General features: G+C 51.4%; 25 protein-coding genes and 2 tRNA genes. 23 read left to right on the top strand and 4 right to left on the bottom strand.

The genetic code is table 11. The features are described from left to right. Positions 1 to 39 precede the first annotated feature (39 nt). The 21 genes from VMW30_07420 (at position 40) to VMW30_07320 (ending at position 17,237) form a co-directional block, all read left to right on the top strand. Positions 40 to 2,268, top strand: a complete 2,229-nt coding sequence (locus VMW30_07420) for a ComEC/Rec2 family competence protein (protein ID HUW88186.1) — start codon at positions 40 to 42, stop codon at positions 2,266 to 2,268. Beyond that, positions 2,244 to 3,203 carry a DNA polymerase III subunit delta gene (gene holA / locus VMW30_07415; GenBank protein HUW88185.1) on the top strand — a complete coding sequence of 320 codons (960 nt, stop codon included), beginning with the start codon at positions 2,244 to 2,246 and terminating at the stop codon, positions 3,201 to 3,203. Before VMW30_07420 ends, holA begins: the two co-directional genes overlap by 25 nt. 127 nt (positions 3,204 to 3,330) lie before the next feature. Further along, positions 3,331 to 3,600, top strand: a complete 270-nt coding sequence (rpsT, locus tag VMW30_07410) for a 30S ribosomal protein S20 (GenBank protein HUW88184.1) — start codon at positions 3,331 to 3,333, stop codon at positions 3,598 to 3,600. A gap of 35 nt (positions 3,601 to 3,635) precedes the next feature. After that, entirely contained in the window at positions 3,636 to 5,507 is a 1,872-nt protein-coding gene (lepA, locus tag VMW30_07405; protein HUW88183.1) for a translation elongation factor 4, read from the top strand. A gap of 2 nt (positions 5,508 to 5,509) precedes the next feature. Continuing rightward, positions 5,510 to 6,667 (top strand): radical SAM family heme chaperone HemW, encoded by a 1,158-nt coding sequence (gene hemW / locus VMW30_07400; protein HUW88182.1) that lies wholly within the window; start codon positions 5,510 to 5,512, stop codon positions 6,665 to 6,667. A gap of 14 nt (positions 6,668 to 6,681) precedes the next feature. Then, the gene (locus tag VMW30_07395; GenBank protein HUW88181.1) at positions 6,682 to 7,020 is read left to right on the top strand and encodes a DoxX family protein; all 339 of its coding nucleotides are present in this window, start codon (positions 6,682 to 6,684) and stop codon (positions 7,018 to 7,020) included. 9 nt (positions 7,021 to 7,029) lie between these two features. After that, positions 7,030 to 8,043: a heat-inducible transcriptional repressor HrcA gene (gene hrcA / locus VMW30_07390; GenBank protein ID HUW88180.1), complete on the top strand. Its 1,014-nt coding sequence runs from the start codon at positions 7,030 to 7,032 to the stop codon at positions 8,041 to 8,043. Next, positions 8,043 to 9,140 (top strand): molecular chaperone DnaJ, encoded by a 1,098-nt coding sequence (gene dnaJ / locus VMW30_07385; protein HUW88179.1) that lies wholly within the window; start codon positions 8,043 to 8,045, stop codon positions 9,138 to 9,140. Before hrcA ends, dnaJ begins: the two co-directional genes overlap by 1 nt. After that, entirely contained in the window at positions 9,140 to 9,862 is a 723-nt protein-coding gene (locus VMW30_07380; protein HUW88178.1) for an RsmE family RNA methyltransferase, read from the top strand. The genes dnaJ and VMW30_07380 overlap by 1 nt, the downstream gene beginning before the upstream one ends. A gap of 25 nt (positions 9,863 to 9,887) precedes the next feature. Continuing rightward, positions 9,888 to 10,235 (top strand): HIT domain-containing protein, encoded by a 348-nt coding sequence (locus VMW30_07375; protein ID HUW88177.1) that lies wholly within the window; start codon positions 9,888 to 9,890, stop codon positions 10,233 to 10,235. Positions 10,236 to 10,273: 38 nt separating this feature from the next. After that, the gene (locus VMW30_07370) at positions 10,274 to 11,281 is read left to right on the top strand and encodes a PhoH family protein (protein HUW88176.1); all 1,008 of its coding nucleotides are present in this window, start codon (positions 10,274 to 10,276) and stop codon (positions 11,279 to 11,281) included. 2 nt (positions 11,282 to 11,283) lie between these two features. After that, on the top strand, positions 11,284 to 11,718 hold the full coding sequence (ybeY, locus tag VMW30_07365; protein ID HUW88175.1) for an rRNA maturation RNase YbeY: 435 nt from the start codon (positions 11,284 to 11,286) through the stop codon (positions 11,716 to 11,718). After that, on the top strand, positions 11,715 to 13,001 hold the full coding sequence (locus VMW30_07360) for a hemolysin family protein (protein HUW88174.1): 1,287 nt from the start codon (positions 11,715 to 11,717) through the stop codon (positions 12,999 to 13,001). Before ybeY ends, VMW30_07360 begins: the two co-directional genes overlap by 4 nt. After that, a complete protein-coding gene (locus tag VMW30_07355) occupies positions 12,988 to 13,314 on the top strand; it encodes a cytidine deaminase (GenBank protein HUW88173.1) in 327 nt (108 codons plus the stop codon). Before VMW30_07360 ends, VMW30_07355 begins: the two co-directional genes overlap by 14 nt. Positions 13,315 to 13,333: 19 nt before the next feature. Beyond that, positions 13,334 to 14,128, top strand: a complete 795-nt coding sequence (locus VMW30_07350) for a fumarylacetoacetate hydrolase family protein (GenBank protein HUW88172.1) — start codon at positions 13,334 to 13,336, stop codon at positions 14,126 to 14,128. After that, entirely contained in the window at positions 14,121 to 15,575 is a 1,455-nt protein-coding gene (gene gltX, locus VMW30_07345) for a glutamate--tRNA ligase (GenBank protein ID HUW88171.1), read from the top strand. Before VMW30_07350 ends, gltX begins: the two co-directional genes overlap by 8 nt. 28 nt (positions 15,576 to 15,603) lie before the next feature. Further along, positions 15,604 to 15,675 (top strand) — tRNA-Gln (locus VMW30_07340). 72 nt (positions 15,676 to 15,747) lie between these two features. Beyond that, positions 15,748 to 15,823, top strand: a tRNA-Glu gene (locus tag VMW30_07335). A 47-nt stretch (positions 15,824 to 15,870) separates the two neighbouring features. Next, positions 15,871 to 16,383, top strand: coding sequence for a helix-turn-helix domain-containing protein (locus VMW30_07330; GenBank protein HUW88170.1), 513 nt, complete (start codon positions 15,871 to 15,873; stop codon positions 16,381 to 16,383). Continuing rightward, entirely contained in the window at positions 16,380 to 16,730 is a 351-nt protein-coding gene (locus tag VMW30_07325; protein ID HUW88169.1) for a HepT-like ribonuclease domain-containing protein, read from the top strand. The genes VMW30_07330 and VMW30_07325 overlap by 4 nt, the downstream gene beginning before the upstream one ends. A 45-nt stretch (positions 16,731 to 16,775) precedes the next feature. After that, the gene (locus VMW30_07320; GenBank protein HUW88168.1) at positions 16,776 to 17,237 is read left to right on the top strand and encodes a DinB family protein; all 462 of its coding nucleotides are present in this window, start codon (positions 16,776 to 16,778) and stop codon (positions 17,235 to 17,237) included. A gap of 5 nt (positions 17,238 to 17,242) precedes the next feature. Here VMW30_07320 and narI read toward each other — a convergent pair whose 3' ends face one another. From narI to VMW30_07300, 4 genes are read right to left on the bottom strand one after another with little or no spacing between them, the layout of a single operon-like run. After that, positions 17,243 to 17,983, bottom strand: a complete 741-nt coding sequence (narI, locus tag VMW30_07315) for a respiratory nitrate reductase subunit gamma (protein ID HUW88167.1) — start codon at positions 17,981 to 17,983, stop codon at positions 17,243 to 17,245. After that, positions 17,980 to 18,627, bottom strand: a complete 648-nt coding sequence (gene narJ, locus VMW30_07310) for a nitrate reductase molybdenum cofactor assembly chaperone (protein ID HUW88166.1) — start codon at positions 18,625 to 18,627, stop codon at positions 17,980 to 17,982. The genes narI and narJ overlap by 4 nt, the downstream gene beginning before the upstream one ends. Beyond that, positions 18,624 to 20,183 carry a nitrate reductase subunit beta gene (gene narH, locus VMW30_07305; protein ID HUW88165.1) on the bottom strand — a complete coding sequence of 520 codons (1,560 nt, stop codon included), beginning with the start codon at positions 20,181 to 20,183 and terminating at the stop codon, positions 18,624 to 18,626. The genes narJ and narH overlap by 4 nt, the downstream gene beginning before the upstream one ends. After that, positions 20,183 to 23,863, bottom strand: a complete 3,681-nt coding sequence (locus tag VMW30_07300; GenBank protein ID HUW88164.1) for a nitrate reductase subunit alpha — start codon at positions 23,861 to 23,863, stop codon at positions 20,183 to 20,185. Before VMW30_07300 ends, narH begins: the two co-directional genes overlap by 1 nt. A 107-nt stretch (positions 23,864 to 23,970) precedes the next feature. Here VMW30_07300 and VMW30_07295 point away from each other — a divergent pair, with 107 nt between their 5' ends. Further along, the gene (locus VMW30_07295; protein ID HUW88163.1) at positions 23,971 to 25,290 is read left to right on the top strand and encodes a nitrate/nitrite transporter; all 1,320 of its coding nucleotides are present in this window, start codon (positions 23,971 to 23,973) and stop codon (positions 25,288 to 25,290) included. A gap of 1 nt (position 25,291) precedes the next feature. Then, a complete protein-coding gene (locus VMW30_07290) occupies positions 25,292 to 26,629 on the top strand; it encodes an MFS transporter (protein ID HUW88162.1) in 1,338 nt (445 codons plus the stop codon). Positions 26,630 to 26,641: the final 12 nt, after the last annotated feature.

Here is a 26,641-nt window from a genome sequence, read left to right as displayed (position 1 = left end):
GGCGCGACAATCTGGATCGGAGCACTTCTCCAAAGTTGGATGACTCCGTGGTGGATTTCCATTGCCGCAACTCTGTTGGCGCTATTGGCTTATGCAAGCGGCAAGAATTTAATCTGCCTGCTGGCTATCACCATCCTTCTGGGATCTGGTGTTATGTCACTTCGCCAGATGGCGCTGACCAATTCAATAACTCAGAAGTTAATTGGGACGGTCTCGACAATCCAATTTCAGGTCTCCACCGATCCCACGAAAACTAAGGCAAAAGTCTTCGGCACTGCCCAAGCACCCACGAATTATTCCTTTCTGGCAACGGCTCTCAGGGTTGAGGCGGAAGGAAAGAAATATCGGCTCCGAGTGCCCATACGTGTCATGACGACGGATAAAGAAATCACAGCGGTTCTTCCGGGTCAGATGATTTCCTCCTTCGGAACGTTGATAAAGAGCAGAGAAGCCCGAGTTGCAGGACTTTTTATTCTTCGTGGGAAACTCACGGTTGATACTGCGGCATCGCGTTGGGCGCGAACTCTCGGTGCGATTCGAGCTGATTTTCGCGCACTCGCACGTGGTGACGATGCGGGCGCACTGGTTCCTGGAATGGTCCTGGGCGATACATCTTTGCAATCGCAGCAACTGCGCGATGACATGCGCCGCTCGGGGCTTACTCACTTGGTTGCCGTGAGTGGGGCCAATTTTGCCATCATCTCTCTCTTCGCTCTCTGGTGCATGCAGTGGTTCTTCCGATCCCTGCGCATCCGACTCGTTCTTACTTCCTTGGTTCTGGCTAGTTTTATTGCCTTGGTCCGTCCATCACCATCGGTCTTGAGAGCGGCGGCAATGGCCAGTGTTGTATTGGTCGCGCGCGGAATCGGTAAACGCAGCGATGCCATACCGGCACTTGGCTTCGCGATGGCCGCAGTAGTTATTGGCGATCCCTGGCAGGCGCGCGATCCAGGATTTGCGCTCTCTGTATTGGCAACAGCTGGATTACTTTTACTCGCTCCTCGAATTGCCACTTGGCTTGGACGATTCATCCCTGCACGTCTTGCTAACGCCATGAGTCTGCCGACAGCAGCAGTACTCATGTGTGCTCCAGTTTTGGTTGCGCTTTCCGGGTATTTGGGTCTGATGACTGTAATTGCCAACTTGCTTGTCGCACCTGTTGTCGCACCGATTACTGTCTTTGGATTCATCGCGGCACTCCTCTCACCTGTACTTCCCGGAGTGAGTAGTGCGTTGCTCTTAGTCATTGCATACCCGTCGGAGTGGATCGTGGGAGTCGCGCATTGGGCGGCGAAATTCCCCGTTCTGCAAATCTCCACGGGGCTCGGGGGTTTCATCGGCGGATTGGTAGTAATCCTCATCCTGGTTGCACTTGTTTTTCTCTGGCGTACTCATCGAATAATGATCGCGGTATCGGTTTCAATAATCCTATTTCTCACGTGGAACTCGCAATGGCCCAGAGGGGATTGGCAAATCGCACATTGCAATGTCGGCCAGGGTGATTCGCTCGTCATTAATTTGGGCAACCATCGGGGCTTTGTCATTGATACAGGACCCGATCCAACTGTGGAAGATCGATGCTTGACGCAACTGGGAATTCGGAGCATCCCGCTTCTCGTACTCACTCACTTCCATGCCGACCATGTAGAGGGTTTGGCAGGCTTGATGCGCGGCCGCACGGTTGGTCAGGTATGGGTGAGCAACAATAAGGATCCGCTTTTTGAAAGTGGCCAGGTTGGAAAGTGGTTAGGGGATCGAGCGTTGGTCGAGCCGAAGAAGGGGGCAATCTTCTCTCTTCCAAGTTCGCGCGGTCTGATCACAATCAAGGTCTTATGGCCGTTAAATAGCTCTGAAACGAGCGCGGTTGGTGGCGCAGCGGGTTCAGTTATCAATAACTCAAGTGTGGTACTCGAAATTGTGAGTCCCGACTTTTCTTTGCTTGCCGCGGGTGATGTAGAACCCGAGGCACAGTCCCAGATCCTTCCTTTGCTTCGTCATGTCGATATCTACAAGGTCAGTCATCACGGCTCAGCCCGCCAAGTGAAAGAATTTATGGAAAGACTCTCCCCAGATCTTTCAATCATCAGCGTCGGAGAAGGCAATCCCTACGGCCACCCCGCGGCGCAGACGCTTGCCACGCTGGATAGACTGCGAAGCAGAATTTACCGGACAGATAAGAATGGTGCGATCGCTATAGTTGCCCGATCCCACCGTCTAACCGTTCATACAAGTGCAGGATCGTGGTGGCAGAAAGTGAGGTTGGCATGAGCAACTACCTGCTCCTGGGAGCAGAGCCCGCCCTTGCCGACCGCGCACTTGCCAAGATTTTGGTTGCGATGAGTGAGGAAAATGCAGAGGTCCGGACAATTTTTGGTGCAGAGGCATTGCCCGGAGATATTTCCGATGCCCTTGCCCCTTCACTTTTCTCTGAGAGACGTGCTCTCGTCATCCGCGATCTGCAGGATCTACCTGAGGAGAGCAAAGGTGAGATCACTCGCTTTCTTGAGGTTTCAGATCCCACAATCTCCGTCATCTTCATTCATAAGGGCGGAGTCAAAGGGAAAGCGCTTCTCGATCAGATTAAGAAGTCAAAAACTGAGGTAATCGCCTGTGATCAATTGAAGAAAGAGAGCGAGAAGCAAGAGTTTGTAAAGAATGTCCTCCTCGATCTCGGTCGGAAAATCACACCCGGTGCTGTCAATGCGCTGGTCAATGCCACAGGTAATGACCTTCGAGAATTAACTTCGGCATGCACTCAGATTGCATCGGATACAACAGGCGTTATCGATGAGCAAGTGGTAGATAAATATCACCAAGGAAAAATTGAGACGACCGGTTTTGATGTTGCCGAAGCTGCACTTGAGGGAGATGTCTCTCGAGCCCTGCTCACATTGAGAAATGCCATTGCCACTGGGACCGATCCAGTCATGGTCACTAGCGCGATCGCCTCCTCCTTGCGAGGACTCGCAAAGGTTTCTGGAACCAACCGTGGTGCTAAATCCTTCGAACTGGCGGGGGCATTAGGTATGTCGCCGTGGCAGATCGACAAGGCCCGGCGCCAACTAGCCCATTGGTCGCCCCAGGGGATCGCGAAGGCGGTGATTGCTATTGCTCAGGCCGATGCCCAGGTAAAGGGTGCCTCGGTGGACCCGATCTATGCCCTGGAGAAAGCGGTCACCGAGATTGCCCGTTCTAGGCGCTAATCTGAGCCCACTTCGGTTAACGCTTGGGCTAATTTGAGCCTGGAGTGCTCTCGCTGGTAGCCTTCCCCTCTTACCTGATCCATTTGGACCAGTTGAAAATCGTTCTTTCAGAGTCGGAGTAGCGCGCGTGGCAAATATCAAGTCCCAGATTAAGCGGATCAAGACCAACGAGAAGGCTCGCCTTCGTAACAAGTCGGTCCGGTCATCCATCAAGACCGCCGTGCGCAAGTTTCGTGACTCCCTTGCCTCCGGGGACTCGGCAGTTATCACCACCGAACTCCGCACCGCCTCACAGGCACTTGATGTCGCAGTTGCCAAAGGCGTTATTCACAAGAATGCAGCAGCCAACAAGAAGTCTTCCATGGCTAAGTCGGCTACAAAAGCTGGCGTTCGTTAATTTTCTAATACAGACGACAGCGCGAGGCTAGGTTCATGCCGGCCATATCAATTGCAAAGGCACCTCAACCTGCCTCTACCGATCCCGCACAGATCCGTAACTTTGCGATCATTGCGCATATCGATCACGGTAAATCCACTTTAGCTGACCGCATGCTCGGCATCACAGAGGTTGTCGATCCCCGCAATATGCGCGAGCAGTACCTCGATCGCATGGATATCGAACGCGAACGCGGAATCACTATCAAGAGCCAGGCCGTCCGCCTTCCGTGGCGCTCAGGTATCGATGGCAAGGAATACATCTTGAACATGATCGATACACCCGGCCATGTCGATTTCACATACGAAGTTTCGCGCTCGCTCGCTGCGAGTGAAGGTGCGATCTTGTTGGTGGATTGCGCACAGGGAATCGAAGCGCAGACGCTTGCAAATCTTTATCTCGCGATGGAGAACAATCTCAAAATAATTCCTGTTTTGAATAAAATTGATCTTCCTGCTGCTCAGCCAGAAAAGTTTGCGGCCGAACTCGCCAAACTCATCGGATGCGAACCAAGTGATTGCTTGCTGGTCTCTGGAAAAACCGGTGCGGGTGTTCCCGAACTTCTTGACCAGATCATTGCGCAGATTCCACCGCCCCAAGGCGATCCAAATGCACCTGCACGCGCACTAATTTTCGACTCGGTCTATGACGTCTACCGCGGAGTGGTCACGTACGTCCGTGTTGTGGATGGGCATCTGACTGCCCGCGATCAGATTCAAATGTTCTCAACTGGTGTCCGTCATGAGATGCTTGAAGTTGGCGTGATTTCTCCGGAGCCACTTCCAAGCAAAGGTTTAGGTGTTGGCGAAGTTGGATACCTCATTACGGGTGTGAAGGATGTTCGCCAATCACGCGTCGGTGACACGGTCACTAATTACAACAACCCCACAAAGACGCCACTTGCGGGCTACAAAGACCCAAAGCCAATGGTTTTCTCCGGCCTCTACCCACTCGACGGTGCGGATTATCCACTCTTGCGCGAAGCACTCGACAAGCTTCAACTCAATGACGCCGCACTGGTTTACGAACCAGAGTCCTCTGCCGCACTTGGTTTTGGTTTCCGTTGTGGATTCCTCGGTCTGCTGCACATGGAAATTGTCCGCGAAAGACTTGAGCGTGAATCCAATCTCAGTCTGATCTCAACCGCGCCGAACGTTGTGTACAAAGTGAAACTCGATGATGGCAAAGACGTCATTGTGACCAACCCAAGTGAGTTTCCTTCCGGCAAGATCCTGAGCGTTGAGGAGCCAATTGTCCGTTCGACCATTCTTGCTCCCAGTGAATTTATCGGCGCAATTATGGAACTCTGCCAACAACGACGTGGAGTCTTGCTCGGCATGGATTACCTCTCTGAAGATCGTGTGGAAATCCGTTACACGCTTCCACTCGCGGAAATTGTTTTCGATTTCTTCGATAAATTGAAGTCCAGTACTCGTGGTTACGCATCCCTAGATTACGAAGCAATTGGCGATGCCGAAGGTGATCTCGTCAAGGTCGATATTTTGCTGCAGGGTGAAGCGGTTGACGCATTTAGCGCCATCGTTCATCGCGATAAGGCATATGCCTATGGGTTGATGATGACTGCCAAATTGCACGCTCTGATTCCGCGTCAACAATTTGAGGTTCCAATCCAGGCAGCAATCGGTTCACGAATTATTGCCCGTGAGAATATCCGTGCCATCCGTAAGGACGTTCTTGCAAAATGCTACGGTGGAGATATTTCTCGTAAGCGCAAGCTTCTTGAGAAGCAGAAGGAGGGCAAGAAGCGGATGAAGATGGTGGGACGCGTTGAAGTTCCGCAGGAAGCCTTTGTTGCAGCCCTTGCCACGGACGCCGATATTGATAAGGCGAAGGCCGCGCGGAAGTAATCATGGCTCCGACCCAGTCTGGAGATATCTCGTTTTACGTTCACATCCCTTACTGCGTGAAACGTTGTGGGTACTGCGATTTCAATACCTACACTCCAAGTGAATTACGCGAAGGTGGCACTTTAGAAACCGTCTCCTTTGATTACATTGATGCAGTTTTGCGAGAACTCGATATTGCTCATACAGAAGCCCCAGGTGCTGTCCCCACCATCTTCTTTGGGGGAGGCACTCCGAGCCTGCTTCCGGCGCGTGATCTTGGACGGGTTATCTCCTCGATAAGAGAGCGATGGAATGTCTCATCCGAGTGTGAGATTACCTTGGAGGCGAATCCCGATACGGTCGACGTTCAGAAACTCAAAGAGTTACGTGAAGTCGGATTTAATCGAATTTCGTTCGGAATGCAATCTGCAGTACCTCATGTATTGAAGGTCTTGGACCGAACCCACAATCCCGAAAGCATCGCCCGTGTTGTGCAAGCGGCGCGGGATGCTGGATTCGAAAGCGTTAGTTTGGATCTCATTTACGGGACACCGGGCGAGAGTCTGGAAGATTGGAAGACTTCAGTTGAGTCTGCCCTTTCTCTAGGAGTCGATCATCTGAGTGCTTATGCATTGATCGTTGAGACAGGGACGAAACTCGCGGCTCAGATCAAGCGCGGAGATCTTTCCATGCCAAGCGACGACCTCATGGCAGATATGTATTTACTCGTTGATGAAATGTGTGAAGCATCCGGTCTGACTTGGTACGAGTTGAGCAACTGGGCAAAGTCCGGTCATGAATCCCGACATAACGTTGCCTATTGGAAGAATGCGAATTGGTGGGGGTTGGGACCAGGCGCACACTCCCATCTATATGGAGAACGTTGGTGGAACGTCAAGCACCCAACTGCATACAAGAACGCTCTTATCAATTCTCAATCACCTGTGCAAGAACGAGAGACTCTCACCCCTCAACAAATAAGCGATGAGAAAGTGATGCTCTCTATCCGTATGCACTACGGAATCCTTCTGAGTGACCTAACGGCGGAGCAGATTTCCAGAGTTGAGGGGTACCGTGAAAGCGGCCACCTTGATAAATCGCGATGGAGCGAGGGATCCCTGCAATTAACGCCTCAGGGGCGCCTCATTGCAGACCGAATCGTACGCGAATTAGTTGTGTAGTACCTTGTAGTCCTATGCATACCTATCACGTCATCATTTCCTCTCTTCTAGCGCTTGTTTTTGTCATTTCCGGCCTCATGAAGGCCAGTGGCAACGAGCGCGGACTTGCTGTTACCCGTGAGGTGAATGTCAAGGACGGACTTGCCCGTTTTATTGGTGTTATTGAAGCCCTTGCTGCACTCGGACTCATTATTGGACTCCGAAACGTATTTATTCAGTGGTGTGCTCTCGTCATTCTTTGGGTAGATATGAGCGGTGCGATGTATTTCCATTTCAGGGCTGAGAAGATTCGCGCATCCTTTCCATCATTCTTCCTGTTGACCTTGATTTCAATCGCCCTCGTAACTATTTAGTTGGTATTCATGGAATCACGTCGTTTAGAAATCCTCCGCGCAATCGTGGATGAGTATGTCGCCACCCAAGAACCTGTTGGCTCTAAGGCGATTGCTGACAGACATAGTTTGGGAATTTCACCCGCGACCATCCGCAATGAGATGGCCCTCCTCGAGGAGCAAGGTCTTATTACTCACCCTCATACGAGTGCAGGTCGCATTCCAACTGACCGGGGTTATCGAGTCTTCGTAGATAAATTGGCAACCGTCAAACCACTTTCTGCTCCAGAGCGACGAGCAATTGAAAGTTTTCTCGAAGGTGCTCATGACCTTGATGATGTAGTGATGCGTACCGTCCGACTATTGGCCGATGTGACTAAGCAGGTTGCTGTAGTCCAATATCCCTCCATTGTGAAATCTAGAGTCCGTCACCTTGAATTGGTCCTACTTACTCCTTCACGGTTGATGGTCATTCTTATTACCGATGCGGGTCGAGTTGAACAACGTGTTATTGATTTTGGTCATGATCTCCACGAGAACTTCGTAACGACGCTTCGCACCAGACTTAATCAGAGTGTTATTGGGCAGCGATTGCTAGACATTTCCGAAAAAATGAATCTCCTTTTCAAGACATATACCGATCCAAACCGAGGCGACGTTGGAATTATCATTACGACTTTGACTGAAATGGCACTTGAAAAACCGGAGGAGAGAGTTGTGCTTGCGGGCACAGCGAATTTAGCTCGCTTCCGCGAGGATTTCTCCGCCCAGATCCATCCGATTCTTGAGGCGCTAGAAGAACAAGTTGTACTGTTGCGTCTTCTTGGTGACGTTAGCGATACGGTGCATGTTCGAATTGGTGAAGAGCAGACGGAAGAAAATTTGCGTCAGACCAGTCTTATTTCGGTTGGCTATGGCAGTGATAAGTCCCCACTTGGCGCCCTCGGAATTATCGGGCCGACCCGCATGGATTATGCGGGTTCGATCGCAGCCGTTTCGGCTGTTGCTCGTTACATAGGTCGCTACATGAATGAAGGATCGTAATGGCAGATTTATACGAAGTCTTGGGCGTCGAGCGCGATGCCACACAAGACCAGATAAAACGCGCGTATCGCAAACTCGTCCGTGAATTGCATCCTGACGTTAATCCGGATCCTGCAGTTCAAGATCAGTTTAAAGAGATTACCGCTGCCTACGAAGTTCTCAGCGATGTTGCGAAGCGGCAGGACTACGACCATGGTGGCTCATCCAACGGTTTTGGGGGAGCTGGTTTTGGTTTTGGCGACATTATGGATGCATTTTTCGGCGGCGGCGGAAATCGTGGCCCTCGACCTCGTGTACGTGCCGGTCAAGATGCGCTCATTCGCATTGAGGTTGATCTCAACGAAGCATGCTTCGGAACCGAACGAGAAATAGCGGTCGAGAGCGCAGTTGTTTGCACCAAGTGCGCTGGCTCTGGTTGTGCCGAAGGCGAAAAGCCCCAGATCTGCGAAATCTGTCGAGGCCGAGGCGAAACCCAACAGATCACTCGATCCTTCATTGGGCAGGTAATGACAAGCAGACCCTGTGCCAATTGTCAGGGCTATGGCAGCGTGATTAGAAATCCTTGCAATGAATGCGCGGGAGACGGTCGCGTACGGACACGGCAGACGATCACCGTGAAGGTTCCCCCTGGAGTCGAAACTGGCAATCGCATTCAGATGTCTGGTCGCGGCGAGGTGGGACCAGGCGGTGGACCTGCCGGTGACTTGTACGTTGAAATTGTGCAGACCCCGCATGAATTCCTAGCTCGCGAAGGCGATACCTTGCATGTATCTCTTGGCATCACGATGGTCGCTGCTGCTCTCGGAACGACGCTCACGGTTGAATCTCTGGATGGACCGATCCCTGTTGTAATCAAGGCCGGCACTCAAAGTGGATCGACTATCACGGTAAGGGCAAAGGGAGTCACTCACTTAAGAGGTGGTGGGCGTGGCGATTTGATAGTTCATGTAGATGTGCATACTCCGACTAAACTTAATAAGGAGCAGGAGGAGTTGTTGGGCAAATTTGCTCGTCTGCGAGGAGAGAAAGAAGGCGAATCTCAGATGCAGCGTCACGACGGGGGCTTCTTCAATAAGTTCCGGGATGCGTTTCGCTGATGTTGCCACTTTTCTATGTCGCAGAACTTCCGACCGAAATCAACGAGCGAATTCGTTTGGTGGGCCAGGTAGGTCATCACCTTTCTCGTGTACTTCGCGCAACTCCGGGCGAAGAGTTGCTTCTCTCAGATGGTCACGGTCACTGGTCGCGAGCATGTGTTACTGAAGTAGATAAGACCTCTGTTGATTTAGCGGTCTTGGAATCTGGATACCAACCACAACGCGAAATAACTATCACAGTTATTCAAGCCGTCACCAAGGGTGAGCGAACTCGAGAAAACATCGAGCTTCTTGTCGAATCAGGCGTCGACCGAATCGTTCCATGGCAAGCAGCGCGATCCATCGGACGGCTTCCCGATGGTGTCGGCAAGTTGCAGGCAGCGGTCATTGAAGCGGGCAAGCAGTCGCGCCGATATTACCTTCCTGAGGTGGCCGATGTCGCTGATATGGCGCGCGTGCTCGCAATCATCAGGAGTGCGGATCTGGCTTTGGTTCTGGATGTGCATGCTACAGAGAAACTTACGGAAATTGTTTCGAAAGTCGCACGTATTCAATCTGTGGTTCTTGTCGTCGGTCCTGAAGGCGGACTGACCGATGAGGAATTATTGGACATGAGTAAGGAAGGCGCGAAGTTGGTCAGACTGGGTCGCCCGATCTTCCGATCGGCGCATGCTGGTATTGCTGCTGTCTCTGCAGCCAGTGTCGCCCTCGGTCTCTGGTAACACTTAGTAGAAAGATGCATGATCCATGGCACTAGATTCAACCTGTCTCTTCTGTAAAATAATTGAGGGTGAAATTCCGGCAACAATCGTCTATCGAAACGAAAATGTTGTTGCGTTTCGCGATATTGCTCCTCAAGCACCAACGCACGTGATTATCGTTCCGACCGTTCATGTGGAGAATGCGGGCAAGCTTGCGAAAATCTCCTCTGTCATCGCCGCCGCACTTCTCAGCGCAGCAGCAGAGATTGCGCAATCCGAAGGATTAGATGGGTATCGGAGCGTTTTCAATACTGGCGAATCGGTCGGTCAGAGTGTTTTTCACGCTCATTTGCACCTGCTTGGTGGTCGACCATTCGGTTGGCCTCCCGGTTAGTTCAGCATTCACTCACCATTGCCCGTAGAATAAGTCCAATGGAAAGAACCCTATTTGCGGTGCCCAGCGCCATTCCTATGGTCGCCCTGCTTGGTGTTACCGATTCTCACCTAAGAATTATTGAGGCTGGTTTTCCGACCCTGACCATTACTGTCCGCGGAAATGAGATTACTTTCCAAGGCGATTCCGAAGAGGGTCGCCGCCTTGAGGCTCTCCTGAATGAATTGCTCGTTGTCATCCGATCGGGTCAGATGCTCTCAAGCGAACTCGTTGTTCGCGCTATCTCCATGATGCGCCAAGTTCCGCAAGATCATCCTGCTGAAGTCCTATCGCTCAATATTTTAAGTAACCGCGGACGATCAATTCGTCCCAAGACTGCCAACCAGAAGCACTATGTGGACGCGATCGACCAGAACACAATTACTTTTGGAATTGGCCCGGCAGGGACGGGCAAAACCTATCTCGCAATGGCAAAAGCCGTCGCTGCATTGCAAGCTAAGGAAGTCAATCGAATTATTCTTACCCGCCCTGCAGTTGAGGCGGGGGAGCACCTCGGATTCCTACCCGGAACCTTGTCGGAGAAAATAGATCCGTATCTTCGTCCGCTTTTCGATGCGCTTCACGACATGATTGACCAAGAGTCCATTCCGCGCCTGATGCAGACTGGAGTCATAGAAGTTGCCCCGCTTGCTTATATGCGTGGGCGAACACTTAATGATGCCTTCATTATTTTGGACGAAGCCCAGAACACTTCACCTGAGCAAATGAAGATGTTCCTCACGCGTCTTGGATTTGGTTCAAGAATGGTAATAACGGGTGATGTTACCCAGATGGATCTACCTTCTGGGGCGAAATCGGGACTTAAAGTCATCCGCGATATCTTGGTCGGTATCGATGACATTGCTTTCATTGATTTGAGTTCGCAAGATGTTGTCCGAAATAGTTTGGTCGGAGAGATTGTTGAGGCCTACGGCAAGTATGGTGATGAACGCCAGGCGCAGTTGCAGCAGGATCGAGTTCCTCGCCAACTTCGTCCCGGCAACTAAATATGGCGATAGATATACAGAATCGCTCCGGTGTCGATTTCCCAGAGGAAAGATTAATCTCGCTACTCGCCTTTGGAATCTCGGAACTTGATTTAAACCCAGAGTGCGATCTCAACGTTCTTCTCGTGGACGAAGCAGAAATGACGGCGCTTCACATCAAATGGATGGGCGAACCAGGTCCTACAGATGTGCTCTCCTTCCCTATGGATGAGATCGAACCAGGGTCAGAAGAGATTGGAATACTCGGCGATATCGTCCTCTGTCCAACGATTGCCCAGGCTCAAGCCAAGGACGCTGGAAATGACTTTGATCGCGAATTGTCAATCTTGAGTGTTCACGGTCTCTTGCATATTGTGGGTTATGACCATGCTACGGCCGAGGATGAAAAAGAGATGTTTACACTCCAAGAATCAATAGTTGATCGGTGGATGAAGTGACCCCGTTATTCCTTGTTGCCATCGTTTTCTTACTAGCCTTTGCTGGTTTCTTGGCCGGAAGTGAAACCGCTCTCACGACGATATCCCGCGTCAAGATCGAAGAGTTGGAACGCCTCAGTGGCGGTCCCATCTTGCGACGGGTGACACAAGATCTAGCCCGCTATCTCAATGTCGCCCTTCTGGTTCGAAAGACGTGCGAACTCTCTGCGACCGTTCTTCTCTCTGTTGTGCTCCTTGAAATATTTGATGGGGGGCAGGCGCTCTTCCTCACGGTTGTCATCATGGTCGTTGTCTCATACGTCATTGTTGGTGTCGGACCCCGCACCCTAGGCAGGCAGAATCCACATTTTTGGGCACGCAGCGGTGCGATTGTCACCTTCTACTTGGCAAGCATTCTCACACCGATCACCCGCCTGCTCATTGCTCTTGGCAATGCAATTACGCCCGGCAAAGGATTCAGACAAGGCCCCTTTGCCAACGAAGCCGAGCTTCGCGATTTAGTGGATCAGGCGCACGAGCGCGGTTTTGTTGAATCTGACGAGCACGAAATGATCCACTCAGTTTTTGAACTTGGCGACACTTTGGTCCGCGAACTCATGATTCCGCGAACAGAAATGGTCTGGATTGAGAAGGACAAGACGCTTCGGCAGGCACTCTCATTGGCTCTTCGCTCTGGATTCTCCCGTATTCCGGTCGTAGATGAAGATGTCGATAACATCATCGGAATTGCCTATGTCAAGGATCTGGCTAAACGCGCCCTTGATCATCACGATGCAGAGCAGACTGAACGCGTTGAACAGTTGATGCGTCCGGCTAATTTCGTTCCAGAGAACAAAATAGCTGCTGAGTTGCTAAAGGATATGCAGCGCAATCAGATTCACTTAGCGATTGTGATTGATGAATACGGTGGCACCGCTGGCATCATCACGATCGAAGACATTATTGAAGAGATCGTCGGTGAGATCGAAGACGAGTTCGACGATGGGGAGGAAGAATTTTCCTGGCTCAGTGAGAATAAGGCTAGGGCGCAGGCGGGACTCCATGTGGAAGATTTTGCACGCGAACTCGACATCACCATTCCAGAAGCGGAATATCATGATGTTGATTCCATTGGCGGTTTGATGGCAAAGAAGTTGGGCCGGGTTCCGATCCCTGGAAGCACGATATTTCTAAGCGGGTGGAATATCACCGCTGAGCGTCCAATTGGCCGTCGTCGTCGAATTAGCAGCGTTCTTGTCGAACGAGAAACACCAACAAGTGAAGAAGAGCATGACGAACTCTAAATTTGAAAATGTAGAAGATCAGAAACTCGAAGTATTAGCGCAGGCTACCTTGAGACGTACCGGCGCAACTCAGGCAGCCGCTCTTCGCGATAGCACCGGGCGCACATATGTTGCGCGAAATATAAGTTCGATAAGTCTCACGCTCGATGCCATCGAAGCCGTCTTTACTGTGGCAATGGCCAGTCAGATCGAGGCAATTGAGGCCGTTGTTGTAGTTGGAGATGGATCCATCAATCTAAAACCTGTGAGAGAGCACACCCCTGGCGCGCTCGTCTGGGTTGTCAAGCAAAACGATGAAATAGAGTCCCTCTAAGGCGCGATACCCTTGCCCAATGCGCATTGTTCGTTTCTCTCCTGCCGCCGCCGACCCCTCTTTAGAACTTGGCAAAGACCCGCTCTTTGGCATTCTGGCCGAGGAATCTATCGCCGTAATAACGGGTGATCCACTCTTTATGGGCACAAAGCCAACGGGACAGGTTGTGCCGCTCTCTCAGGTGCGCTTGCTGGCACCCGTTCTGCCTCGAAGCAAAGTTGTTTGTATTGGAAAGAATTATGCCGACCACGCCAAGGAGATGGGTGGCGAAGTACCAGAGGAGCCGATCATCTTCCTCAAGCCCAACACTTCTGTGATCGGGCCGGGCGACACAATCGCATGGCCAGCAATGAGTGATCGAGTGGATTTTGAAGCAGAACTCGCCATCGTTATCGGTCGAATCTGCAAGGACGTTCCAAAAGAGCGTGCAAATGATGTGATTTTTGGATACACACTTGCCAACGATGTGACGGCTCGCGATCTTCAAAAGAGGGACGGACAGTGGACTCGCGCCAAGGGCTTTGACACTTTCTGCCCACTTGGACCATGGATCGAAACCGAGTTCACACCTGGCGATCAGCGGATTTCATCCACCCTCAATGGCGAAGTGATGCAGGACGCGAAACTCTCCGACATGATTTTTGATATTCCCACGATCGTCAATTTCGTCACTCAGGTCATGACTCTTCTGCCCGGCGATGTTATTTTGACTGGGACTCCAGCGGGAATTGGACCCATGCCAGAAAAGTCCGTCATTACCGTATCTATTGAAGGATTGGGCGAACTGACAAACAAGGTGAGTGCTCATGGCTAAGGTACGCGTCCGGTTTGCTCCCTCTCCAACGGGCGATCTCCACGTTGGAAATATCCGCACGGCCCTTTTTGATTGGGCCTACGCCCGTCATACAGGTGGCACCTTTATTTTCCGCATTGAAGATACCGACACCACACGGGTCACCGATGAGTACATAGCAGCGGCAATCGACACTCTTCGCTGGCTTGGCTTGCAGTGGGATGAGGGTCCTGAAGTGGGTGGCGAGTACGGTCCTTACTTGCAATCACAGCGTCTGGATATTTACGCCCATTGGGCACAGAAGTTCTTAGACCAGAAGGATGCGTACTACTGCTTCTGTTCGGCCGAAGAATTGGAGGCGCGTCGCGAAGCGCAACGCGCAGCAAATGTTGCACCAGGATATGACGGACAGTGTCGTAACCTCACCGAAGATCAGATGGCGACTTTCAGAGCTGCTGGAAGATTGCCTGTCATCCGCATGCGTATGCCCGAGGGAGAGACCACTTTCGTCGATGCGATCCGTGGTGAAATGTCCTTCGACCACAAGTTCGTACCGGACTTTGTCCTGGTGCGCGCAGATGGCTCACCGCTCTACACCTTGGCGGTTGCAGTCGATGATGTCCTAATGAAGGTCACTCACATTCTTCGTGGCGAAGACCTTCTCTCATCCACTCCACGTCAGATCCGTGTTTATCAAGCAATGGGCTTGAAGGATGACGAATTCCCAACCTTTGCTCATCTTCCCTTCGTTATGGGACAGGACAATGCGAAATTATCCAAGCGCAATGGTGAAGTGTCGATCGCCTGGTATCGCGAGGCGGGATTCTTGCCTGAGGCTATCTGCAATTACTTGGCCCTGCTTGGATGGTCGCCAGGGGAGGACCGCGAGAATATTACGATGAAGGAGTTGACCGAACTCTTCACTGTCGAGCGCGTCAATAGTTCTCCTGCGCGTTTTGATATGAAAAAGCTGGAAGCAATCAACGGCGACAAGATCCGCGCGCTGCCTCTTGAAGAATTCCTCGATTGGTCATTGCCGTTCTTAAAGAAAGCCGCTGTCATCACCGGCACCGATGAGGAGATCGCACGCGTAAAAGCCGCACTCCCAATCATTCAAGAGCGCATTACAAAATTCAGCGAAATTCCTGCGATGCTCAAATTTTTATTCGTCAAAGATTTCCATGTGGAATTGGAGTCCATATCAAAGGTCACTGACTCTGGATCAAAGGAAGTCCTACGACGAAGCCTTGACGAGTTAAAGCCATTATCTGAGTGGACACATTCATCCATCGAGGCCGCACTCCGATCCTCTCTTATCGAAGGTATGGGCCTCAAGCCGCGTATTGCATTTGGATCTGTACGAGTCGCAGTAACCGGCAGCACCATCTCGCCACCGCTCTTTGAATCAATGGAATTACTGGGTAAAGGGGCCTGTTTAGAGCGGATTTCATCGGCTTTAGCGCTCTAATTTCTACGGTATCCTTGCGAACGCCTTTTGGGGTATGGGGTAATTGGCAGCCCTGCTGATTCTGGTTCAGTAAGTCTAGGTTCGAGTCCTGGTACCCCAGCGAAAAAAATTGAATAGTTCTACCAAGACTATGAAGTTGAAAGCCGAAGGCGATCAACTTTGAGGAAACTAGGGCCCCGTCGTCTAGCGGCCTAGGACTCTGGCTTCTCAAGCCAGCTACGAGGGTTCGAATCCCTTCGGGGCTACCAATCTTGGGTTCATTGCCATTATACCTACTTAGGTATATTCTTCATCTATGTCCGCCTTTGATAGTGCGCAAATTCTTGGATTCGTACGCCAACAATCTGGCCTCACCCAAGCCGAGTTGGCGCAACGGGCTGGCACCTCCCAGTCGGCTATTGCAAGGTATGAAAATGGGAATGCATCGCCGTCCACAACCACGCTGCTTCGACTTCTCAAGGCAGCAGGGTATGAGTTGGATGTAATGGTCAGGAAGACACCTCCATTGAATTTGTCTGGTAGTCGGGCCCAAAAAATAAGGCTCTCCAAAACAACTATAAAGTCGATCATGAAGAAAGCCGGAGCCTCTAACATACGGCTTTTTGGTTCAGTAGTGCGAGGTCAAGACACCGCTACTAGCGATATAGATTTTCTTGTCGATTTCGACTTGTCTAAAGGGCTGCTGCCCATCCTCCGGCTGAATGAGGAGTTATCGGATCTTCTAGAGGATCGAGTTGAGGTTTCTCCCGTTGGCGTATTAAAGGAGGAGGTTCTCAAGAAGGCCCTCTCTGAGGCTGTTCCATTATGAGCGCAAGGGATAAATCTACGCGGTTAAAAGATATCTTGGATCGTATTTCCAGAATTGAACATGCCGAAAAAATGCTAGTCGAAGCTGAAGGCAACCAAGACTGGGATGTTGCAAAGACGGCTTTTGACGCCATTCTCTACGATCTGGTTGTCATCGGAGAAGTGGTTAAGACTTTTGATGAACGTATAAAGGAGGCTTATCCGACAATCCCTTGGAGCGAAATTGCTGGTATGCGCGATATTTTGGCGCACGAGTACTTTCGGGTGAGCAGTTCGATAGTGCGATCTACAATCGATTTGCCGTTAGCAGATCTTCGTGCTGCCTGTGATACCGAACTGAAGAAATAGTATTTGTACTGCTGCATTATCGCCGTTCCGTCTACACTCAGCCTCATGGATATCAAAGAGCAGGCCAAAATATACGAAGCAGCCACCCAATATTTTGCCGATACGGTCACGGCACTTTCCGACACGGATCTGGATCGCCACAAAGCAGATGGCTGGTCACCACGTCAAGTGATTCACCATCTTGCCGACAGTGAGGCCCAGTCGTATGCGCGGTTACGACGTCTGGTCGCCGAACCCAATGGCTCGTCCATCCAAGGCTATGACGAGGGTCTATGGGCAGAGAACAAGACATTGGGTTATGAAGTACTCCCGATTGAAAACTCCTTTGCCGTTTATCTCTCTGTACGAGCGGCTTCCTTGGACATTATCAAGCGCCTGACTTCGGCCGATCTTGAGAAGTACGGCGAACATTCTGAGAGCGGAAAGTACACAATCGAGAAGTGGTTGCAGAGTTACGCGAAGCATCCGCGTGATCACGCAGAGCAGATTAAGAGCGCTCTAACTTAGGAAAGTTAGTACTTCACTTTTTCCCAGCCGGGTTTTGCTTTGCTGGCTCCAGCAACGCCTCGACCATCTCTAGTTCTATAAATAATCGGCGGTCGGAACATGTATCCGATTGGCGCGCTCAGCGCGTGCACCAGCCGGGTAAATGGCCAGATGATGAAGAGAAGCATTCCGAGGACGGCGTGAACGCGGAAAGCGAGAGGCGTTGCTGCCATGAGAGTTCCATCAGGCTGGAGGAGCAAGATTGATCTAAACCAAGGGGAAACTGTTTCGCGGTAGTTATGTTCGTCTCCGATGGCACCCGCACTGGAGAGCGTTGCGGCGCACCCGGCAAGGAGAGTCGCTACTAGGAAGATGTACATGGTTTTGTCATTTTTGGTTGTTGCCGCAAAGACCGTGGCCGTCGTGCGGCGACGGTAGATGAGAAGAGCAATACCTAAAACTGTTGCGACACCAGCAAAACCGCCCATTGTGATTGCTCCGAGGTGATAGGTCTCCTGGCTTACTCCGATTGCCTCAGTCCACTCCTTCGGAATAAGAAGTCCGACGATGTGACCGCCGATCACTGCAAAAAGACCTAGGTGAAAGAGTGGGCCGGCAATAGTGAGGAGTTTTCCTTCGTAAATTTGGGAGGAGCGAGTAGTCCAATTGAATTTGTCATATCTGTAGCGCCATACCAGACCGATGACAAAGGATCCGATTGCCACATAGGGCAGAACAGACCACAGCAAGATATCTAACGAGGTCATGTGCGCACTCCATCGGTTACTAGGGCTGGGTTCGACGAAAAAGGTTCTAGCGCAATCGAGACGGCGCCACTGAGTCCCACGAATTCCTGGGGTGGGCCGCTGAGAGCCAGAGCGCGTGCGCGAGCTTCAATTTCAGGTGTCATGGCCGGCAATGTGGCTACCACCGCATCAAGGATGGATGCGTAGAAAGAGTTGGCATTATGGAGCGCATCGCGAATCAATTCGATGGGGGCACGGTGCTCACCAAGCAGGAGATTGCCTTCCTCGTGGTCCATCAGGGCCGCGAATTCTAGAACCACGGCAAGATGATCCGGGAGTTCCTCATCCGTCATTGTGACTCCGACCTCTCTGTAAATCTCCTTGAAATGGAGAAGAGCCATGCCTCTATTCCGAGTGTCACCATGTGTCCATGATGTAAGGAAGAGCGAGCATCGCCGTCTCATATCGAAAATCTCAACGTAGTGTCTTTGAATTTCGTCCAAAGTCATCTCGCTAGTTGCATCGAAGAATTTCAGGAGGGATTCGCCGGCCCGACCTTTAATATCTTTTGAGATATTGGCAAGTTCGGTACGTCTTTCTTGGAAATTCTCATCAGGATAAATGAGCAGGGCTGATGCGATCATCTGAACATTGGCAGTACTCACTTTGTCTGCCGATCTCGCATGATTTGGAAGTTCTCGATGGTGACGGGTACTGGATTACCAGATGATTGGCCAAAGGGTCCGCCACCCATTGCTTCGACTCCCTCGACACCATCTAATGAACAGCCGAGATGATCCAACTCTCGTGCTTGTTCGGTATGTGCTGCCGGAATCACATATCGATCCTCGTACTTTGCGATGGCGAGGAGTCGGTACATTTCATAGATGCTCTCTTGGTCCATACCGACTGCTGCGGGAATCTCAGGTCGAGGTTCGCGTCCCAGGTTGATATCTCTCATATACGAACGCATTGCAGAGAGTTTGCGAAGTGTTCCAGTTACTACATCGACGTCTCCGGCGGAGAATAATTCAGCCAAGTATTCAATTGGGATACGGAGCGCCTCGATTGCCCCAAATAGGTTTCCGGCTTCTTCTCCATCGTGTCCAGTCTCGGTCAGAACATCAACGATGGGGGATAGAGGCGGTACGTACCAGACCATGGGCATGGTGCGATATTCAGGATGAAGTGGAAGCGCGATCTTGTAAACCTTTGCTAATTTGTAGACAGGTGATTTCTGCGCAGCGCTGATCCAATCCTCTGGAATACCTTCGGCTCGCGCCGCGGCTATGACTTCGGGATCACTTGGATCCAGCATGAGATCGAGTTGGGCTTGATAGAGATCTTGATCATTTTCAACAGAGGCCGCATCTAAGACCTTATCCGCGTCATAGAGGAAGAGTCCTAGATAGCGCAGTCGTCCGACGCATGTCTCAGAACAAACGGTTGGCAAACCAATTTCTAAGCGGGGATAGCACATCGTGCACTTCTCGGCTTTACCAGTTTTGTGGTTGAAGTAGATCTTCTTATAAGGACAGGCGGAGACGCACATGCGCCAGCCTTTGCACTGCTGCTGATCAACCAGAACGATGCCGTCTTCTGCACGCTTGTAGATCGCACCCGATGGACATGCGGCGACACATGCAGGATTGAGGCAGTGTTCGCAGATTCGTGGCAAGTAGAACATAAAAGTCTCTTCGAAGGCGAGTTTCACTTTCGTTGTCACATCTTCGGCGAGTTTCTGCAGGATTGGATCCTTCTCAATATTTTCCGGACCACCACCTAAATCGTCATCCCAGTTGGCAGACCACTCGATCTTCATTGGCTTGCCAGTGAGAAGTGATTTTGGTCGAGCCACCGGTGTTTGTTCACCCAATGGCGCGGTGATCAAGTTGTCGTACTCATACGTCCACGGTTCGTAGTAATCCTTAATGTTGAGCATCCGTGGATTGGAGAAGATGGAGAGGAGACGACGGGCCTTGCTGCCGCCTTTGAGACGGAGTCGGCCGCCACGTGTGCGAATCCACCCGCCCTTTGCTTTCTCTTGATCCTCATACCTACGGGGATAACCCTGACCGGGGCGCGTCTCTACATTGTTAAACCAGGCGTACTCAAGACCGGAGCGGTTGGTCCATGCCTGCTTGCATGTGACCGAGCAGGTGTGGCACCCGATGCATTTATCGAGGTTCATCACCATGCCCATTTGGGCCATGACCTTCATTAGTACTCCACATCCTGGGATCGGCGACGGATCACGGTGACTTCGTCGCGTTGATTTCCGGTAGGTCCGAGATAATTGAAAGCAAAGGTCAACTGCGCATATCCACCGATGAGGTGAGTTGGTTTCAACATCAATCGCGTGAGTGAGTTGTGAATACCACCGCGCTTACCTGATGTTTCAGCAAGAGGAACATCAACGACGCGATCTTTTGCGTGATACATAAAGACTGTTCCCGCCGGCATTCGATGAGAGACGCAGGCTCGTGCAACGACGACACCGTTTCGGTTGTATGCCTCGATCCATTCGTTATCTTTCACTCCGATTGTCTCGGCATCTTCCACACTCATCCAGATCTCTTGCCCTCCTCTCGAGAGCGAGAGCATGAAGAGGTTGTCTTGGTACTCCGAGTGGATGGACCATTTGGAATGGGGAGTGAGATATCTGACGGTCACTTCTTTCTCGACACCATCGGCCTGATTGCCGAATATTCGGTGCATATTGAGAGGCGGTCGGAAGACAGGGAATTGCTCACCGAGTTCGGTCATCCAATCGTGATCGACAAAGAAATGCTGTCGCCCAGTCAAGGTATGCCAAGGTTTCAATCGCTCAACGTTAATAGCAAATGCGGTGTATCGACGACCGCCATGCTCTGATCCAGACCACTCTGGGCTGGTGATTACCGGGACTGGTCTGGCTTGGGTATCAGCAAAGGTAATGCGTTTGCCCTCATTATCGAGAGCAAGATCGGTGAGTTTCTGTCCTGTTCGCTTCTCTAGCGCCCGGAATCCGGCAACTGCTACGCGCCCATTTGTTGTTCCGGAGAGTGCCAAAATCGCTTCACATGCGTCGACATCTCGCGCAAGAGATGGTCGACCGGCGGCAACTCCGTGAGAAATGACTCCATTGGTCCGACCAAGAAGTTCGACTTCTTGCAGAACTGTGACCGGAACTCCTTTGGTATTTGTACCGAGTTGGTCGATCAGCGGTCCGAGCGCGCCCATCTTTTCACCGATGAGTGTGTAGTCGCGTTTGACTACGACGAGCTTGGGCATTGTGACACCCGGGATGGGCTCAACCTCTCCTTTGTGCCAGTCAAGTACAACTCCACCGGGATTTGCCATGGCATCAGGTGTGTCGTGGATGAGCGGTACAACGACGAGGTCTTCTCTCTCGCCCAGATGACCCTTGGCCTGTTCGGCCACCTGGCGGCCGAGCATCTGGAAGATTTCATAATCCGTTTTAGTCTCCCACGGAGGATTGATGGCGGGAGTAAACGCGTGAATGAAGGGGTGCATATCGGTACTCGAAAGATCATGCTTCTCATACCAGGTCGCGGCTGGAAGTAAAATATCTCCAAAGAGTCCGGTACTCGTCATACGAAAATCGATAGAGACGAGGAGATCTAGTTTTCCTTCCGGCGCATCCTTCACCCACTCGACATCACGTGGTCGCTCCTCGGCTTTGTTCTCAGTGGCACGTACCGAGTTGCTTGTACCGAGTAAGTGCTTGAGGAAGTACTCATTACCTTTACTGGAAGAACCAAGGATGTTTGCTCGCCAGACCGTGAGAACGCGCGGCCAATTTTCGGGTGCATCTGGATTTTCAATGGCGAATTTAAGATCGCCGGACTTGAGTTGATCGACAACGTGAACTGCCGGGTCGACTCCCTTTGCGCGTGCTTCATCAACCAGATCAAGGGAATTTCGATTGAGTGATGGATACGAAGGCATCCACCCCATGCGAGCAGATTGCGCAAGGACGTCAATCGCACTCATATCTTTGAAGCGACCTTCGCCTAGGGGAGTTGCCAATAATTCTGACCCGAGTGCGTCATAGCGCCACTGATCGGTGGAGACGTACCAGAAAGCGGTACCAATCATCTGTCGCGCCGGACGTGACCAATCTGCGCCGAATGCTAGTTGTGCCCAGCCTGTGACAGGACGGCACTTCTCTTGTCCCACGTAGTGGGCCCAGCCCCCGCCGTTGACACCTTGGCAACCCGTGAGGGTGACAAGTGCTAAAAAGGTGCGATACATCGTGTCCGAATGGAACCAGTGATTTGTTCCGGCCCCGAGGAGAATCATGGAGCGCCCTTGCGAATCAACTGCGTTCTGTGCAAATTCACGCGCGATACGAATTGCTTGCACTGCAGGAACGCTGGTGATTTCCTCTTGCCAGGCAGGTGTGTATGGAGTGGTGTCTTCGTAATCACTGGGCCATTCGCCAGCAAGCCCCTCACGAGAGACTCCATATTGCGCGAGCATCAAGTCATAAACCGTCGTGACTTTCCTATCGCCAATCTCAATGCAAGGGACACCGCGGCGAAGTACTCCGCCACTTTCGGAAGTTTCTTGTCCCAAATCAAAACGAGGCATCAGAACTTCTACTGCACTTGCTTGCGAAGTGCCGAAGAGAGAAAGTGATGGATCGATACCTTCGAGATCCAAGTTCCATTTGCCCATAGAAGAGTCGTTGTAGCGATGACCCAGTGATCCATTGGGAACGAAAGTCTTTCCATTGGAATCAAGCATGACCGTTTTGAATTTCGAACCTTCGGATGTATCACCTAAGTCTGCGGCAACCAGGAACTTATCTGGAACGTATGCACCGTCCTTCTCGCGCAGGGTTACGAGATAGGGCAGGTCTGTGTACTTCTTCACATAATCCTGGAAGCGCGGGATCTGTTTGTCGACGAAGAATTCCTTAAGAATGACATGGCCCATCGCCATTCCGAGTGCGCCGTCAGTGCCTGGATGAGGCGCAACCCATTCATCCGCAAACTTGGTGTTATCCGCATAATCAGGACTGATGGCAATAACTTTCTGACCGCGGTATCGACCTTCGGTCATGAAGTGCGCATCTGGAGTACGTGTCACAGGGACATTCGATCCCCACATCATGAGGTAGGAAGCATTGAACCAGTCTGCTGATTCGGGAACATCTGTCTGATCACCAAACACTTGCGGCGATGCGACTGGCAGATCTGCATACCAATCATAGAAGGAGAGCATTGCGCCACCCAGGAGTGAAATGAAACGTGCACCTGCGGCATGCGATGCCATAGACATGGCGGGAATCGGCGAGAAGCCGAATACGCGGTCCGGCCCATACTTCTTGATTGTGTGCACGTGTGCTGCGGCAATAATCTCCGAAATCTCTCCCCAATTTGCTCGCACTAATCCGCCTTTTCCACGAGCTTGGTGATAACGAATTCTGTGCTCTGGATTATCGACAACATCGGCCCATGCAAGTACTGGATCATGAAGTCGTGATTTTGCTTCACGGTACATTTCAAGAAGTACTCCTCGGATATAGGGAAAGCGAATACGTGTTGGCGAATATGTGTACCAGGAAAATGCCGCACCCCGTGGACATCCGCGTGGCTCATACTCTGGAGAATCGGGGCCAACGGATGGGTAGTCAGTCTGCTGTGTTTCCCAGGTGATAATTCCGTCTTTTACATAGACCTTCCACGAACACGAACCAGTGCAGTTAACGCCGTGCGTAGATCGAACGACCTTGTCATGGCTCCAACGATCGCGGTAGAAAGCGTCCCCTGCGCGACCCCCACTCTTAGTAATGCTACGAAGATCTTTTGAAACCTCTCCCTTAGAAAAGAATCTTCCGAGCTTGATGAGGGCGTCTTCTGGGTCTGTTCGCGGGGCAGCCGGTTTCGTCATGCCCCTATTGTGACCCTGCACTCATTCGAATTAAATAGGTACAAAGACCCTACTTGCCGCCCGTTGCACGGGGCAGTCTTCGCCTTAGGGGACCAGAAGGAGGACGGATGTCTCAAGGAATAAAGGGATCGACGAGAGTACTTTCGCTATCCACCTTTGCGTTTACTTTAATGTTTGCGGTCTGGCTGATGTTTGGCGTACTAGGAATCCCCATCCAGAAGGAGTTCGGACTCAGCGATTCTCAACTGGCCTGGCTATCATCAGTGGCAATTCTTAATGGCTCGATCTGGCGACTTTTTCTGGGAGTCTTAACAGATCGGATCGGCGGCAAACGAGTAACTGTCGTGATGCTCCTTGTGACTGCGGTTCCGGCATACCTATTGGCACACATGAAACTGGATTACACGTGGCTTCTGATCCTGGCGTTCTTGGTCGGATTCGCTGGAAATCTATTTAGCGTCGGGATCGCTTGGAATGCTCACTGGTTTGAACGCGATCGGCAGGGCTTTGCCCTCGGTGTCTTCGGAGCCGGCAACGTCGGTGCGTCTGCCACTAAATTTATCGGTCCACCTCTCATCGCGAGCACTGTAGGAGTTTCGTATTTAGGGGGAGTGATTCCTGGAGGATGGCGCTTTGTTCCCGCCCTCTATTCAATTCTTCTCGTCATTACCGCTATAGCTATTGTTTTTATGACACCCGCAGACTCTGTGCGGGTACAAGTATCACGACCACTGAAGGATATGTTCACACCCTTAAAGCATGTGCAGGTGTGGAGATTTAGTTTGTACTACGTCGTTGTTTTCGGTGCCTATGTCGCCTTGGCATCGTGGATGCCCAAGTACTATGTTTCCGTTTACGATTTGAATCTGCACGATGCAGCGTTACTTACCGCGCTCTTTATATTTCCCGCCTCGCTTCTTCGTCCCTTTGGCGGGCATCTCTCAGATAAAATGGGTGCGCGCAGACTCATGTATGCATCTTTTGGGACGATGTTGATTGCGCTCTTACTACTTGCCGCGCCCTTCGGGCACATAGTCCTGCAGACGCAAGATGGCCTGAAAAATATTCTTCCCTATTCCCTTGGAGTCGTGCCATTCACTGTACTGCTATTTATTGTCGGTTGCTCGATGGGTATTGGGAAAGCGGCAGTTTATAAGCACATTCCGGAGTACTTCCCCAAAGACGTTGGAGCAGTTGGGGGCCTCGTTGGAACTCTCGGCGCACTCGGTGGCTTCATACTTCCCCCACTCTTCGTTTCTGTCCGTGAGTGGACTGGGCTTCCCCAGTCCACGTTCATTGTGCTCTTTCTGCTCACGCTGTCGGCAAGCGTGTGGATGCATTTGACGATTGTCCGAATGATGAACCGCGCAACACCGCAATTGGAACGCCGAATTGATACAGTGACTCTAGAGAAAGTTGGAATCTGACATGGCCAGTAAAGCAGCGCAAGCGAAAAGCGGAAGTGAATGGCTAGAAAACTGGGATCCAAATAATGAGGCTACCTGGGATTCCAAGATCGCGTGGAGAACTTTATGGATCACCACCTATGCACTCACCCTTGGATTTATAAGTTGGTTTCTTGTCTCTGCCCTTGCACCAAAGCTTAATAGCATCGGCTTCGACCTAAGTAAGGGCGAGCTTTACTGGCTGGCAGCAATGCCCGGACTTGCCGGTGGCGGCCTTCGACTTCTCTGGATGTTCCTGCCCCCAATTTTCGGCACACGTCGGTTAGTTACTTATTCGACTGGACTTCTCATACTTCCTTTACTTGGCTGGTCCTTTGCAGTGCGAACTCCTTCAACACCTTATGTTGGGTTGCTGGCTCTCGCCTTCCTAGCTGGCCTCGGGGGCGGCGTCTTCTCTGGATTCATGCCAAGTACCTCATATTTTTTCCCAAAATCTAAACAGGGAATGGCCTTGGGAGTACAGGCGGGCATCGGAAACTTCGGAGTGAGTCTGGTTCAGTTTGTGACTCCTATTATCGTCGGTTCGGCGATGTTAGGTTCGACACTTGGCGCTCCTCAACATTTCGTTGACGCAGCAAAGGGGATTGATAAGTCGACCTGGTATCAAAATGCAGGATTGCTCTGGATTCCATTTGTCGTGATCGCAGTTATTCTTGCCTGGACAATGCTCAAGAGTGTTCCAGTAAAAGCCCGTGGAGTGAAAGACCAGCTAGACATATTTAGCAACAAGCACACGTGGCTCATGACCAGCCTTTACATGCTGACATTTGGAACTTTTTCCGGGCTTGCCGCACAATTCGGCCTACTCATCAATTCGCTTTATGGCTCCTTTGCAAACGCTCCCGATCCCGTGAAGTACGCATTCTTCGGTCCACTCGTCGGATCGGCCGCTCGAGTACTCAGCGGTCCAGTGTCGGATCGTGTTGGCGGTGGAAAACTGACGGTTCTTTCGGGCGTCGGAATCGGTGCATCTGCGATCTTTACCGCCATGCATGTTTCACCCACGAGTAGTGCCGATTTCAATCTCTTCTTCTGGGGAATGCTGGCAATCTTCTTCTTTGCTGGAGTCGGCAACGCAAGCACCTTCAAGCAGATGCCGATGATCTTTGAGCCTCGCCAAGCAGGTGGAGTGATCGGATGGGTCAGTGCGATTGCAGCCTTCGGTCCGTTCTTCTTTGGTGTGCTTCTCGCAATTATGGCGCCAACGATTCTATTCTGGGGCATCGGCATATTTGCCTTAAATGCTGCCGCCATGGCCTGGTTCCATTATGCACGTCGCGGTGCGGAAAAGCCCTGCTAGTTCGCTATTGAT

This window comes from Candidatus Paceibacterota bacterium (genome assembly GCA_035530615.1).
Taxonomy (GTDB): Bacteria; Actinomycetota; Actinomycetes; order Nanopelagicales; family Nanopelagicaceae; genus QYPT01.
This window is presented reverse-complemented; position numbering and strand designations above follow the sequence as displayed.

Bases quoted from the DNA above. Each gene is read 5' to 3' on its own strand.
- VMW30_07420 (HUW88186.1), top strand. From the start codon at position 40: ATGACTCCGTGGTGGATTTCCATTGCCGCAACTCTGTTGGCGCTATTG.
- lepA (HUW88183.1), top strand. From the start codon at position 3,636: ATGCCGGCCATATCAATTGCAAAGGCACCTCAACCTGCCTCTACCGAT.
- hemW (HUW88182.1), top strand. From the start codon at position 5,510: ATGGCTCCGACCCAGTCTGGAGATATCTCGTTTTACGTTCACATCCCT.
- VMW30_07395 (HUW88181.1), top strand. From the start codon at position 6,682: ATGCATACCTATCACGTCATCATTTCCTCTCTTCTAGCGCTTGTTTTT.
- hrcA (HUW88180.1), top strand. From the start codon at position 7,030: ATGGAATCACGTCGTTTAGAAATCCTCCGCGCAATCGTGGATGAGTAT.
- dnaJ (HUW88179.1), top strand. From the start codon at position 8,043: ATGGCAGATTTATACGAAGTCTTGGGCGTCGAGCGCGATGCCACACAA.
- VMW30_07380 (HUW88178.1), top strand. From the start codon at position 9,140: ATGTTGCCACTTTTCTATGTCGCAGAACTTCCGACCGAAATCAACGAG.
- VMW30_07375 (HUW88177.1), top strand. From the start codon at position 9,888: ATGGCACTAGATTCAACCTGTCTCTTCTGTAAAATAATTGAGGGTGAA.
- VMW30_07370 (HUW88176.1), top strand. From the start codon at position 10,274: ATGGAAAGAACCCTATTTGCGGTGCCCAGCGCCATTCCTATGGTCGCC.
- ybeY (HUW88175.1), top strand. From the start codon at position 11,284: ATGGCGATAGATATACAGAATCGCTCCGGTGTCGATTTCCCAGAGGAA.
- VMW30_07355 (HUW88173.1), top strand. From the start codon at position 12,988: ATGACGAACTCTAAATTTGAAAATGTAGAAGATCAGAAACTCGAAGTA.
- VMW30_07350 (HUW88172.1), top strand. From the start codon at position 13,334: ATGCGCATTGTTCGTTTCTCTCCTGCCGCCGCCGACCCCTCTTTAGAA.
- gltX (HUW88171.1), top strand. From the start codon at position 14,121: ATGGCTAAGGTACGCGTCCGGTTTGCTCCCTCTCCAACGGGCGATCTC.
- VMW30_07330 (HUW88170.1), top strand. From the start codon at position 15,871: ATGTCCGCCTTTGATAGTGCGCAAATTCTTGGATTCGTACGCCAACAA.
- VMW30_07325 (HUW88169.1), top strand. From the start codon at position 16,380: ATGAGCGCAAGGGATAAATCTACGCGGTTAAAAGATATCTTGGATCGT.
- VMW30_07320 (HUW88168.1), top strand. From the start codon at position 16,776: ATGGATATCAAAGAGCAGGCCAAAATATACGAAGCAGCCACCCAATAT.
- narI (HUW88167.1), bottom strand. From the start codon at position 17,983: ATGACCTCGTTAGATATCTTGCTGTGGTCTGTTCTGCCCTATGTGGCA.
- narH (HUW88165.1), bottom strand. From the start codon at position 20,183: ATGAAGGTCATGGCCCAAATGGGCATGGTGATGAACCTCGATAAATGC.
- VMW30_07300 (HUW88164.1), bottom strand. From the start codon at position 23,863: ATGACGAAACCGGCTGCCCCGCGAACAGACCCAGAAGACGCCCTCATC.
- VMW30_07295 (HUW88163.1), top strand. From the start codon at position 23,971: ATGTCTCAAGGAATAAAGGGATCGACGAGAGTACTTTCGCTATCCACC.
- VMW30_07290 (HUW88162.1), top strand. From the start codon at position 25,292: ATGGCCAGTAAAGCAGCGCAAGCGAAAAGCGGAAGTGAATGGCTAGAA.